We start from the raw sequence: 12,705 nt of genomic DNA on the forward strand, positions 1-12,705 counted from the left end.
GATCGCGCGGCGCGCGCTTCACAGCTCGCGCAGGATCCGCTTGAGTACCTTGCCGGTCGGGTTGCGTGGAAGCTCATCGATGAACAGCACATCGCGTGGGACCTTGAAGCGCGCCAGGTGAGTCTTGACGTGGTCGCGCACCTCGTCCTCGGTCAGTGAATATCCGTCGCGGACGACCACCACGGCGCGCAATCGCTGCCCGTAGCGGTCGTCGTCGACGCCGAACGCGCTGACTTCCTCGACCGCCGGATGCGCGGCGAGCAACTCCTCCACCTCACCCGGGAAGACGTTCTCACCGCCCGAGACGATCATGTCGTCATCTCGACCATCGACGAAAAGTCTTCCGGCGCTGTCGAAGTGCCCGACATCGCCGGTTGCCATCAGCGTCCCTATGCGGGCCTTGTCACCGCCGCCGGTATAGCCCTCGAACTGGTAGTTGTTGCCCACGAAGATGCGGCCGGTGCGCCCCGGCGGCAGCTCGATGTCGTTGTCGCCGAAGATCTTCACCGTGGTGCTCGGCACCGGCGCGCCCACGCAGCCGGGTTCCACGGCGAGATCCGCGGGGGTGGCGATGGTCGCGTAGGCCACCTCGGTGGAGCCGTACACGTTGTAGACCACCGGGCCGAAGGCCTCGGTCACCCGCAGACACAAGTCGGCACCGAGTTGCGAACCCGCGACGAAGATAATGCGCAGACGAGAGAAGTCGTGTCCGGCACGCGCTTGCGGTCCCGCGTCGATCAGTCGCTGCAGCATCACCGGTACCGCGATCAGTGCGGTGGCCCGGTTCCTGTCGAGACTGTCGAGTACAGCCCGCGGGTCGAAACGACGGCGGATCACCAGCGTGGATCCGAAGCCGATGGCCATTATCGCGTGCGCGAAACCGAGCGTATGGAACAGCGGCGCCGGGCATTCGGTGATCTCCCTGGCCCGGAACGGGACCTTGCCCAGGATCGCGCCCAACGGGGCCAGTGAGGTGGTGGGTTCGCTACGCGTCGCGCCCTTCGGGGTGCCGGTGGTCCCGCTGGTGAGCAGGATGATGCGGGCATGCGTGGTGGGTTTGCGTGGCGCGGTTCGCGCGCCGCCCGCGATCAGGCTGTCGAGGGTATCGGCACCGGGTGTGTCCGCCCAGGCTCGGTAGCGGCCGCGCGGCGGGGTCGGATCGGCCAGCATATCCGCGTATTCGTCGTCGTAGACCAGCAGGTCGGTGCCCTCACGGGCAACCACCTCGCGCAGCTGTGGCCCCGCGAAATCGGTATTCAGCAGGATGATCCGGGCGCCGCATTTGGCCGCGGCGAAAACCGCGTAGTGGAAACCGCGGTGATTGCGCGCCAGAATCGCCACACCCTCACCGTCGCGCAACCCGCGCGCCCGCCAGGCATTGGCGAGCGCGGTGCTGCGCTCGTCCAGTTCCCGGAAGGTGACCGCGCCGAGCTCATCGATAATCGCGGTCCGATCGCGATAACGCAGGGCCGCAACGGTAGTGAGCCCGCCGAGCATCCCGGATCGCAACACAGCCACACCCATCCGAGCGAGCCGATCGGGACGTTCGGGCGTGGCGAGCCCGGCCCGCACCGCCAACGCCGCGTAATACATCTCGTCGGCGGCGCGTCGCACCGCCCCTGCCGCAACCCCGATGGTGTTGGCGAGTCTCATAACTCGGCCCCCTTACGCGTGTCGGCCACCGGGTCGGTGGGGATGCCGTCGACCGATGGGAGTCCCTTGGAGGCGGAGGATTCCGGGACCATGCGATGGAAGTAGTGCAGGAGCAGGCGGGCGGTGCGGGGCATCCAGCGGTTGCCGGTGGCGGCCAAGGAGCCGAGCGGGACGCCGATGTGGTCCGGTTGACGGCGCAGTGCATCCACCATGAGGTCCACGGCTTGGTCGACGCTCAGTGGCGCGAAGCCGCCCCAGCCGGTCGGTCCGATCATATCGGTGTCGACAAGGGGCAGATGCACGGTGCCGAATCGGACTCCGTCGCTGAGGCATTCGACGGCGGCGACCTCCATGAACGCGTCCAGCGCCGCCTTCGACGCCACATAGGCGGAGAAGCGCGGCAGCCGCGCCTGCACCCCGATCGACGAACTCGCCAGCACATATCCCGAGCGGCGGTCCCGCATGCCGGGCAGCAGTCGCAGCGTCAAACCCACCGCCCCCAAATAGTTCACCCGCATGGTCCGGTCGTAATCATGCAGGCGCCGTTCGGAATTCGCGAGGGAACGGCGGATCGAGCGGCCCGCATTGTTGACCAGGACATCCGGCGGACCCCACGCCGCGAGGACCCGATCGGCCACCGCATCGATGCCGTCGTCGGTGGACAGATCCCCCACAATCGCATGCGCTACCCCACCCCGGGCGTGGATCTCCCGCACCAGCACATCCAATTCGTCCGCACGCCGCGCCACCACCAGCGTCGTCGCCCCGGCCGCCGCCACCCGCACCGCGAGTGCGCGCCCGATTCCGCTCGACGCCCCGGTGATGAGCACCGTGCGTCCGCCGACCCGGTCGGCCAGCGACGGCACCCAGGGCAGGGGCACCCGGCGCGGCCGGATCAGCGCGTTATTGGCACGGTGCGCGACCGTCTCGAAAACAGACATCGTTGTCCACCTAAGGTGAGGGCAAGTGCCCTCACAGTAAATCGTGACGCACGGCTTCGTCGAGCCACTCGTGGATGCGCGCTCGCCACGGCCCCGTCATGATGGATGGATGCCGAGCCGCACCGATCGCCGACCATTGCCAGCCACACCGCGGATCACCGTCGACGATCTGACCGGCACCGACATCGTCGCACTGCTCGCCGAGCACGTCGAGGAAATGCGAGCCAACTCCCCCACGGGCAGCATGCACGCCCTCGATCTCGATGCCCTACGCCATCCGGACATCACCTTCTGGAGCGTATGGGACGGCCCGGACCTGGTCGGCTGCGGCGCATTGAAGGAACTCGATCCCACTCACGGTGAAATCAAGTCCATGCGTACCGCCGCCGGTCACACCGGCCGCGGTATCGCCGCGACCCTGCTCACCCATGTCATCGAGGTGGCGCGGACCCGGCGCTACCACCGGCTGAGCCTGGAAACCGGCGCCTCCGATTTCTATCTCCCCGCCGTCCGCCTCTATGCGCGGCACGGATTCCGGACCTGCCCACCATTCGCCGACTACACCGAGGACCTGCACAGCGTATTCATGACGAGGACGCTCCGGCCCCCGGCGCACGGCGAATAGACATACGGCAGCGAAGGATCCTCCTCATGCGAACACCCGAGATCTTCACCCGGCTCGAGGGATGCTCATCGGTCCTGATCGCCGGTGCGGGCGGCGGATTCGACATCTATGCCGGGCTACCACTGGCTTTCGCACTGCGCGAGGCGGGCACCGAGGTGCACCTGGCGAACCTGTCGTTCACCCGGCTCGACACCATCGACCCCGCCGCCTGGCTGAACGACCATGTCGCAGCGGTGGATCCGAACACCGAAGGACCCGAGCACTATTTTCCGGAACACACGCTCGCCCAATGGCTGGCGCGACAGCAGCAGCCGTCGACGGTCTACGCCTTTCCCCGCACCGGCGTCCGGAACCTGCGCGCCGGATATCGCACCCTCCTCGACCGGCACGCCGTCGACGCGATCGTGCTGGTCGACGGCGGCACCGACATCCTGTTGCGCGGCGACGAATACCAGCTCGGCACACCGGAAGAGGATGCGGCGAGCCTGGCCGCGGTCGACGGGATCCCCGAGATTCCGGTCCGCCTGGTCGTCAGCCTGGGCTTCGGAATCGACGCGTATCACGGGGTGAACCACGTGCACGTGCTGGAGAATATCGCCGAATTATCGGCCGCCGGAGCCTATTTGGGCGCGTTCTCGATCCCGGGGGAATCCACCGAGGCCCGGCTCTACCGCGACGCGGTAGAGCACGCCTCCGAGCACACGCCCAAGCGCCCCAGCATTGTGAACACGCAGATCGCCGCCGCGCTGGCCGGACGGCACGGCCGGGTGCCGATCGGCACCCGGGTACGCACCACCGACCTGTTCGTCAATCCGCTGATGGCCCTGTACTTCACATTCGATCTCCCTGGCCTGGCGGCCCACAACGGCTATCTCTCGACCCTGGAGGACACCGAAAGCATGGAGGATATCGCCCTGCGCATCGGTCGGTTCCGTGTCGACGCGGAGTTGCGCGAACCCGAGATCTTCCCGCACTGAGCCGGGGCGGGTCTAGCCGAGCGCCCGCGTGAAACCCTCGACCAGATCCGCGATCTGGTCGTCGGTCATCACGAACGACGGCGAGATCTGCATCGCGCCCTGACCGGCGGCGCGCCCCGAAATACCGTGCGCACGAAGCGTTTTCACCAACGGGAAGGCCTCGGACGGATCGGCCAGCTGCACCGCGGCGACAGCGCCGATGCCGCTGCGGACCTCCGCGACCCGCGGATGTTCGGCCAAGGGGGCGAGCTGTTCGTGCAGCGAGGATTCGATGCGCTTCGCCTCGTCCAGCAGATTCTCCCGCTCCAGAATCGCGATATTGGCCAGCGCCGCGGCCGCCGCACCGGCATGCCCACCGTAGGTGTAGCCGTGCCGCCACCACACGCCACCACCGAAGAAGGGTTCCGCGATATGCGGGGCGATGAAGACCGCGCCCATCGGGACGTAGCCGGAGGTCAGACCCTTGGCGGTGGTCATGATGTCGGGTTCGAGGCCGAATCGGCTGGAGGCGAACCAGGATCCGCCGATCCGGCCGAATCCGGTCACCACCTCGTCGGCGACGAACAGGATGTCGTGGTCGCGGCAGATGCGACGCACCTCGGCCAGATACCCGTCCGGCGGCAGGTACACCCCGCCCGCGCCGATGACCGGTTCGCAGAAGAACGCCGCGATCTGCTCGGCGCCGACCTCCTCGATCAATGCCAGCAGCGCCTTGGCCTCATCCCATTCGACGGTGCGGGCGTCGGCCATCAGCTCGCCGTACCCCTCGCGGTTGACCGGGATACCCGCCAGCGCCGTGCCCGCCACGTGCATACCGTGGTAGGCGCGCTGACGCCCGACGACGATCTTCTTGCCCGGTCTACCCAGCTCGTGCCAGTAGCGTCTGGCCAGCTTCGCCGCGGTATCCACCGCATCCGAGCCGCCGGAGGTGAAGAAGATCTTGCTGCCGGGCACCGGGGCGATCGTCGACAGCTTCTCGGCCAACTCCCGAGTGGCCGGTTCGGCCAGATCACCGAAGTTCGAGTAGTGCGCGATCTGCCGCAACTGAGCGGCGACCGCGTCGGCGATCTCGGCGCGGCCGTGACCGACATTGGTGAACCAGAGGCCGGCGGTAGCGTCCAGGTAGCGGGTACCGGCTTCGTCGTAGATGTAGGCGCCCTCGCCGCGCGCAACCACGAATGCGCCGTCCCGTTCGACGGCGCCCATATCGGCGAATCCGTGCCACAACGCGTTCATGCCAACCACCTTTACCTCGTCACCTCCGCGCACCACCACCGGCCGATCGGATCACTCGATGCCGCAACCCACCATGACGAGCACCACAGGAGCTCGACATCGACAGATAGCCCTGGCTTGCAACCAGCTTGCCAGCCGCATCCGGCGCGCACGGCACCAGGACCCGCTCCGCCACCTCACGACGGGCCGGAACCGCGGCCACACGTCGTTCAACCAGGTGATTCGGCACCGAGGAGCCGCACCTGCGTAGATGGGCGTTCGAGCGGTTGCCATCGGATAGCGAAAGCCTCGACGCTCGGCTCCCCTATTGCCTGGTCGACGCCGGAGCGCGGCAGCTACGCGATCTCGGACAAAGATCATGCGCAACCGGCGCCACGCGCGTTGTGTATCGAACATCGCGGTCGATCGGCGCGGGCAGGCAGCGGATGGCGGGGATACCGAGGGAGACCACGGCCAGAGCCAGCAGGGCGAAGACGCCGGTGAGCACGATCAGGCCGATGACGAGCGAGACGTACCCCTGGCGGGTCGAGGAAGGGGTACGGGTACCAGTCGACGAGGGGCCCGCGGATCATCTGCCAGTGCCGATCCTGCGGGTCGCGCAGGCCGCCGATCAACAGCACGATGACGCCGAGCACAGTGGACCGAATAGTGAAGTAGCTGAAGTATTTCGCCGTCGAGAAGGTGGCGACATCCATGGTGCCCAGCGGAATCCGCGCCAGCGCCGCGATGGCGAGTACACCGAAGGCAACCCGCGGTCCACGAATCCTCCACGCCAGGCCCGAGCGCGCGTTCATGGGCAGGATCGGCGCATACCCGAACCCGGCCACAACCCAGAATCGCCGCTCCAGCACACCTCTGGCAACGATCCGGTCGGATGCCACATCGGCGGGTCCCCACCCCGCCCGACCACCGGGACTCGATCACCGCGGTGAGCGGTGTCACGCCCTCGCGCGGACCCCACCCGCACGCTCCTATTACGCTAGTAGACGCAATGACCAGGACAGCTGATACCGGAACCCGCGAGCTCCGCACCCGCCTGGCGAACCTTTCCCTCCGCGACGAATACCGGCTGCGGCGCCGGCTGGACCGGGCGCGCGGCAAGGAGATCGCCGATATCACCGCCGAGATCGCGGCCGCCGAGCTGCGCGTCGAGGCGCGACGTACGGCGGTCCCGTCGATCCGTTTTCCCGAGCAGCTGCCGGTCACCCAGCGTCGCGAGGACATCGCCGAGGCGATCGCCGCGCACCAGGTGGTGATCGTCGCGGGCGAGACCGGATCCGGCAAGACCACCCAGATCCCGAAGATCTGCCTGGAGCTCGGTCGCGGCATCCGCGGCACCATCGGGCATACCCAGCCCCGCCGACTGGCGGCCCGCACCGTCGCCGAGCGGATCGCCGAGGAGTTGGACACCGAGCTCGGCGATGTCGTCGGCTACACCGTCCGATTCACCGATCAGGCCTCCGACCGCACGCTGATCAAGCTGATGACCGACGGCATCCTGCTCGCCGAGATCCAGCGCGATCGTCTGCTGCGCCGTTACGACACGATCATCATCGACGAGGCGCACGAGCGCAGCCTCAATATCGACTTCCTCCTGGGCTACCTCAAGCAATTGCTACCGCGCCGACCGGATCTCAAGGTGATCATCACCTCGGCGACCATCGACCCGGAGCTGTTCGCTCGGCACTTCGCCGACGAAAAGGGTGTGCCCGCACCGATTGTCGAGGTGTCGGGGCGCTCGTATCCGGTGGAGATCCGGTACCGCCCGCTCTCGCTGGAGCTGCCCTCCGCCACCGAGGAGGACGACGAGGACACCCGAATCGTCGACCGCGACCCGGTGGACGCCATCGGTGATGCGGTGCGGGAACTCTTCGCCGAGGGCGACGGCGATGTGCTGGTATTCCTGTCGGGTGAGCGGGAAATCCGCGATACCGCGGATGCGTTGCGCGACCTGAAGATTGCGCGCACCGAGATCGTGCCGCTGTATGCCAGGCTCTCCGCCGCCGAACAGCACCGGGTCTTCCAGCCGCACACCGGGCGGCGCGTGGTGTTGGCGACCAATGTCGCCGAGACCTCGCTGACGGTGCCGGGCATTCGCTATGTCGTGGACCCGGGAACCGCGCGCATCTCCCGCTATTCGATGCGCACCAAGGTGCAGCGGCTGCCGATCGAGGAGGTCTCGCAGGCCTCGGCGCGGCAGCGCTCCGGACGGTGTGGCCGCGTCGCCGACGGTATCGCGATCAGGCTGTACTCCGAGGAGGATTTCGAGTCCCGGTCCGCGTTCACCGAACCGGAGATCCTGCGCACCAACCTGGCCGCCGTCATCCTGCAAATGACCGCGCTCGGGCTCGGGGATATCGAGAACTTCCCGTTCGTGGAGGCGCCGGATAGGCGGGCGATCCGGGACGGTATCGCACTGCTCGAGGAACTCGGGGCGCTCGCGCGGCGGTCCGGCGCCGAAGCGGCCCGACGTCAGGGCGTCGGCGCACCCGCTGTGGAGCGGGAATCCACCGCACCGGCGCCGAGCGCCGACCAGCGGGACCGGATACGCGATGCGGCCGCCTCGGCGCCCGATTCCGCTGCGTCGGAGCGGGATTCGTCGCGTGAATCGAGCGCGCTGCTCACCCTCACCCCGATCGGCCGCGAGATGGCGCAGATCCCGGTCGACCCGCGCATGGCCAGAATGCTGGTGCAGGCGCACCGCGACGGCTGCCTGGCCGACGTGCTGATCATCGTGGCGGCACTGTCGATCCAGGATGTACGCGAACGTCCCGCAGAACATCAGCAGGCCGCGGATGCCAAACATGCACGTTTCGTGGTGGAGGGCTCGGATTTCCTCGCCTACCTGCGACTCTGGGAATATCTGACGGAACAGCGGAAATCACTGTCGTCCAACCAGTTCCGGCGGATGTGCCGCGATGAATTCCTGCATTACCTGCGGATCAGGGAATGGCAGGACCTGCACGGACAGTTGCGCACGATCACCCGGGGACTCGGGTGGTCGACCGACGGCGGCCCCGTTCGCTCCGACGGCGGTCGCCAGGGTGATTCCGGGTCCGGCCGTGGCGACGCCACCGAATCCGCACCGGGCCGACCCTCGCGCGCCGACGCCGCGTCCAAAGGCGATGGTGCGCGCCGGGGACGCGGCCGATCCGGTCGGGCCGACGACGCATCGGCACAGGGCGCCAGGGGCGGCCGGTCCGCCTCCCAGGCCGCCACCGCCGCACTCGACAATGACGGCACCCCGTGGGATTCCGCCGCCATCCACCAAGCGCTGCTGGCGGGCATGCTCTCCCATATCGGCGTCCGCGAGGCGGAGTCGCGCGAATTCCTCGGCGCCCGCGGCGCCAAGTTTATGATCTTCCCCGGCTCTTCGCTGGCCAAGAAGCCGCCCCGCTGGGTCATGGCCGCCGAACTGGTCGAAACCTCACGTCTGTGGGGCCGGATGGCGGCCAGGGTGGAACCGGAATGGGCCGAACGCCTCGCCGGTGATCTGGTGAAACGCACCTACTCCGAACCACATTGGTCGAGCAAACGCGGCGCGGCCCGGGCCTACGAGCGGGTAACCCTGTACGGGGTGCCGCTGGTGACCAGCCGTCCGGTCGACTACGGACGCATCGACCCGGAACTGTCGCGCGAGCTGTTCATCCGGCACGCCCTCGTCCAGGGTGAGTGGCAGACCCGTCACGAGTTCTTCCACCGCAATCGGGAACTCCTCGACGATGTGGCCGACCTGGAGCATCGGGCCCGCCGCCGCGACATCCTGGTCGACGATGAGGTGCTGTTCGAGTTCTACGACCGGCGTATCCCCGCCGATATCGTCTCGGTGCGGCACTTCGACAGCTGGTGGCGCAACGCCAAGCGCAAAGATCCCGCGCTACTGGACTTCTCGAAGTCGACCGTCGTCAACGATGGTGCGGCACAACTCGATCCCACCGACTTCCCGGACGCCTGGCGCCAGGGCGAGCTCAGCTTCCCGCTCACCTACCAATTCGAACCGGGTCAGGACGATGACGGTGTCACCGTGCGCATTCCGGTCGAGCATCTCGCCCACGTGCGGGCCGTCGGCTTCGACTGGCTGGTGCCCGGCATGCGCGAAGAGCTGGCGACCGCATTCATCAAGACCCTGCCCAAATCCCTGCGTCGCAGCGTCGTGCCCGCACCGGACTTCGCCGCGGCCGCCCTCGCGGCACTCACCCCGCGTGCGGAACCCCTGCGCACCGGGCTGGCCCGGGAACTGTCCCGCCTCGGTTCGATCACGATCGCACCCGGCGACCTGGACCCCGCCGCGCTGCCCGACCACCTGCGAATGACCTTCGCCGCCGTCGATGCCGCGGGCCGGGTGTTGGCCAAGAGCAAGAGCTTGGCCACTCTCAAAACCCGGCTGGCCGAACAGGTTTCCGCCTCGGTCGCCCGCGCCACCGCGGGCGCCGAGCGTGCCCCGGCCACCGTCTGGACCTCGGAATCGCTGGGCACCGTCGAATCGACCGTGCGCCGCGAGGTGGCCGGTCAGACCGTCACCGGGTACCCCGCGCTGGTCCCCGAGGGCGAGGGGGTCGCGGTGCGCGTCCTCAGTTCCCCCGCCGAGCAGGCAGCCGCCATGCGGATCGGCACCCGCGCACTGGTGCTGGCTGCCCTCCCCACCTCGGCGCGCACCGTCACCGCGAGCCTGCCACCGCAGGATCGCCTTGCGCTGAGCCAGAATCCGTACGGTTCACTGGACGCACTGGTCGAGGATTGCCGCGCCGCGGCGGCCGACGAACTCATCGCCGCCGCGGGTGGCCCGGTGCGCAGCCCGGACAGGTTCGATGCGCTGGTCACCGCGCTGCGCCCCGATTTCACCTCGACCGTCGCGCGGTTGGTACGACTGGTGGTGCCGGTGCTGGCCGGCGCCCATCGGGTTTCGTCGGCCTTGGCGGACACGAGCGAACGCGATATCGCCGATGACGTCCGTCATCAACTCGACGATCTCGTCTTCCCAGGCTTCATCTCCGAATGGGGCGGCGCGCGCCTGCGCGAACTCCCGCGCTACCTCCAGGCCGCCGTCGCCCGCTTGGAGGCCCTGCCCGCCTCCGCCGTTCGCGACCGCCAGGGCATGGTCGAGGTCGACCGCGTCCTGGCCGCCTACGACCGCCTGATCACCACCCTGCCCGAGACCCGCAAGAACGCCCCCGATGTCACCGAAATCTGGTGGATGATCGAGGAACTCCGCGTCAGCCTCTTCGCCCAGAAGCTCGGGACCCCCTACCCGATCTCCGCCAAACGCATCGATAAGGCGATCTCCGCGATCCGCCGGTAGCGCGGTGTGGATTACCGCCGAGCGGATTCGGCGGCAATCCCTCCGTGTGTCAGTCGGCGGCGACCGCCGCGGCACGCGCCGCGCGCATGTCCTGGATCTCGTGTTCGAAATCCTCGGCCGAGGTGAAGGAGCGGTAGACCGAGGCGAAGCGGAGGTAGGCGACCTCGTCGAGGTCGCGGAGCGGGCCGAGGATCGCCAGACCGACCTCGTGGCTGGGGACCTCGGGGGACCCCTTGGCACGCACAGCGTCCTCCACCTGCTGAGCCAGCAGGTTCAGGGCGTCGTCATCGACTTCGCGTCCTTGGCATGCGCGACGCACGCCACGGATGACCTTTTCGCGGCTGAACGGTTCGGTGACGCCGCTGCGCTTGACCACGGACAGGATGGCGGTCTCGACCGTGGTGAAACGTCTCCCGCAGTTCGGGCAGGAGCGTCGACGGCGGATGGCCGCGCCTTCCTCGGCCTCGCGCGAATCGACCACCCGCGAGTCAGGGTGTCGGCAGTACGGGCAATGCATCCGGGAGATCCTTCGTCGATGCGCGCGCTCGCGTCCGGCCCGGCATCCGATCGGGGTGACCGGTCCGGCGAGCACGTGTACAGGGGTGTATACCCGGCACCAGGTGTACCCATGTTGACGTGCGGTATACCTCCATAGCACTTCGAGAATACCCGGGCTGCCACCGGGCCTTTCGCCCGGCGGGGCTCACCCGCCGATCTGCCACTGCTGGGTCAGGTCCGAGATCAACTCCGGAAGCCGCGGGACGAGCCGGCCGCGCGCGAGCTTATTCCAGAACGGTTCGCCGAGCACATTCGCGGCGAGCACCGGATCGGTTTCCATATCGATATGGCGCGGCACCAGATCGCCCATGATGTAGGTCCAGCGGGTGTCCCGGTCGGCCCAGTTGAAATCGGGCAGCGGGGTGCGCAGCGACAGGGTTCGGCCCGCGACATCGGCGCGGACTATCGACGGCGCGAAAACCCCCGGCGCTAGGACACCGGGAACGGCGGGTTTGCCCGCCACCGTGCTGACGTAGGTGAGAACACGGCCCATGGCGCCGCGACCGGCGGAGGTGTCGTCCCATTGGTCGGCGATGACATGGTTCTGTTCGCGATCGGTCATCCGGATCAGCGCGTCGATATATCCGGCCCGGGTGCCCTCGGTGATCGACTGCCACGCGGCGCGGATATCCGCATCGATCACGCCCGCGGCGTACATCTCGTCGATACCCGGCATGCCCAGTGCGACATAGGCTTCGTGCATCGGGACCAGATCGGTGAAGATGTGCTTCTGCATGATCATCAGCCGGGTCTGGTACCAGGCGAGATCCTCGACGGACAGCCGTGGGCCCTCGGTGGCGAGCAGCCGAATGTCGGCGGGCACCCCGGCCACCAACTCCTGCGGCGTGCCGCGTAGCAGATCGGCGACGGCATTGCCGAGTTGGTGGATGCCGGGCACATCGACGATCACGCCGACATCGCTCATATCGAAGAACCCGGAGGCGAAGGAACCACCCGCGATGCCCGCCAATCCCGCCCAGAAGAATTCGGGGTGCTGGGTGGTCAGGCGCAGATAGTTGACGTACACCTGGTTGAAGGTGCGCTCATTGGCGCGCACGCCGCGCGGCGGATCCCAGGCGGCCAAGTCGATCTGGGCATTACGGGTGGCGACGACGAGCCAATATTGGTGCAGCAGGGTGCCGTAACGCTGGGGCGCGACGCCGTCCGCGCGAGCTCGGTCCAGAGCCTCGCGCAGCACCGTTTCATCCAGTGGGAGTGCCGGATTCAGTCCGCCGCCCGCGGCGCCGTCGCCGTTGACGGCCGCGAGGTCGAGGAATCCGTGATAGGCCGGTGCGGCCTGTGCGGCCGGAATCATACTGAGCCCCAACAACAGGCAGGTGAACAACCCGGCGGTCCGGGCGAGAACGCGGACGGTGCGTCCAGCGGCGTGATGCGTCATTGCGGCGAAGTCCCGAA

The 12,705-nt window shown here is 67.9% G+C and carries 9 protein-coding genes; 3 read left to right on the plus strand and 6 right to left on the minus strand.

All coding sequences use genetic code 11. The features are described 5' to 3' along the window. Positions 1-18: 18 nt before the first annotated feature. On the minus strand, positions 19-1,653 hold the full coding sequence (locus AB0H61_RS04045) for an acyl-CoA synthetase (RefSeq protein ID WP_357298918.1): 1,635 nt from the start codon (positions 1,651-1,653) through the stop codon (positions 19-21). Further along, on the minus strand, positions 1,650-2,594 hold the full coding sequence (locus AB0H61_RS04050) for an SDR family NAD(P)-dependent oxidoreductase (protein ID WP_357298920.1): 945 nt from the start codon (positions 2,592-2,594) through the stop codon (positions 1,650-1,652). The genes AB0H61_RS04045 and AB0H61_RS04050 overlap by 4 nt, the downstream gene beginning before the upstream one ends. Positions 2,595-2,703: 109 nt before the next feature. Here AB0H61_RS04050 and AB0H61_RS04055 point away from each other — a divergent pair, with 109 nt between their 5' ends. Beyond that, a complete protein-coding gene (locus AB0H61_RS04055) occupies positions 2,704-3,219 on the plus strand; it encodes a GNAT family N-acetyltransferase (protein ID WP_357298923.1) in 516 nt (171 codons plus the stop codon). Between the two features lie 26 nt (positions 3,220-3,245). Next, positions 3,246-4,196: a DUF1152 domain-containing protein gene (locus AB0H61_RS04060; RefSeq protein ID WP_357298925.1), complete on the plus strand. Its 951-nt coding sequence runs from the start codon at positions 3,246-3,248 to the stop codon at positions 4,194-4,196. Positions 4,197-4,208: 12 nt separating this feature from the next. On the opposite strand, the gene AB0H61_RS04065 is transcribed toward AB0H61_RS04060, so the two are convergent. After that, a complete protein-coding gene (locus AB0H61_RS04065; protein ID WP_357298928.1) occupies positions 4,209-5,432 on the minus strand; it encodes an aminotransferase class III-fold pyridoxal phosphate-dependent enzyme in 1,224 nt (407 codons plus the stop codon). Positions 5,433-5,788: 356 nt separating this feature from the next. Continuing rightward, positions 5,789-6,313: a hypothetical protein gene (locus tag AB0H61_RS04070; protein WP_357298930.1), complete on the minus strand. Its 525-nt coding sequence runs from the start codon at positions 6,311-6,313 to the stop codon at positions 5,789-5,791. Positions 6,314-6,423: 110 nt separating this feature from the next. On the opposite strand from AB0H61_RS04070, the gene hrpA reads away from it, so the two are divergent. Further along, a complete protein-coding gene (gene hrpA / locus AB0H61_RS04075) occupies positions 6,424-10,731 on the plus strand; it encodes an ATP-dependent RNA helicase HrpA (RefSeq protein WP_357298932.1) in 4,308 nt (1,435 codons plus the stop codon). 49 nt (positions 10,732-10,780) lie between these two features. On the opposite strand, the gene nrdR is transcribed toward hrpA, so the two are convergent. Both nrdR and AB0H61_RS04085 read right to left on the minus strand, forming a co-directional pair. After that, positions 10,781-11,248 (minus strand): transcriptional regulator NrdR, encoded by a 468-nt coding sequence (gene nrdR, locus AB0H61_RS04080; protein WP_357298936.1) that lies wholly within the window; start codon positions 11,246-11,248, stop codon positions 10,781-10,783. Positions 11,249-11,434: 186 nt separating this feature from the next. Further along, positions 11,435-12,688 (minus strand): hypothetical protein, encoded by a 1,254-nt coding sequence (locus AB0H61_RS04085; protein WP_357298938.1) that lies wholly within the window; start codon positions 12,686-12,688, stop codon positions 11,435-11,437. Between the last annotated feature and the right edge of the window lie 17 nt (positions 12,689-12,705).

The sequence above is a fragment of the Nocardia sp. NPDC050710 genome, assembly GCF_040654375.1.
Taxonomy (GTDB): domain Bacteria; phylum Actinomycetota; class Actinomycetes; order Mycobacteriales; family Mycobacteriaceae; genus Nocardia.

Coding starts and splice junctions, on each gene's coding strand:
- AB0H61_RS04045 (WP_357298918.1), bottom strand. CDS start 1,653: ATGAGACTCGCCAACACCATCGGGGTTGCGGCAGGGGCGGTGCGACGC.
- AB0H61_RS04050 (WP_357298920.1), bottom strand. CDS start 2,594: ATGTCTGTTTTCGAGACGGTCGCGCACCGTGCCAATAACGCGCTGATC.
- AB0H61_RS04055 (WP_357298923.1), top strand. CDS start 2,704: ATGCCGAGCCGCACCGATCGCCGACCATTGCCAGCCACACCGCGGATC.
- AB0H61_RS04060 (WP_357298925.1), top strand. CDS start 3,246: ATGCGAACACCCGAGATCTTCACCCGGCTCGAGGGATGCTCATCGGTC.
- AB0H61_RS04065 (WP_357298928.1), bottom strand. CDS start 5,432: ATGAACGCGTTGTGGCACGGATTCGCCGATATGGGCGCCGTCGAACGG.
- hrpA (WP_357298932.1), top strand. CDS start 6,424: ATGACCAGGACAGCTGATACCGGAACCCGCGAGCTCCGCACCCGCCTG.
- nrdR (WP_357298936.1), bottom strand. CDS start 11,248: ATGCATTGCCCGTACTGCCGACACCCTGACTCGCGGGTGGTCGATTCG.
- AB0H61_RS04085 (WP_357298938.1), bottom strand. CDS start 12,688: ATGACGCATCACGCCGCTGGACGCACCGTCCGCGTTCTCGCCCGGACC.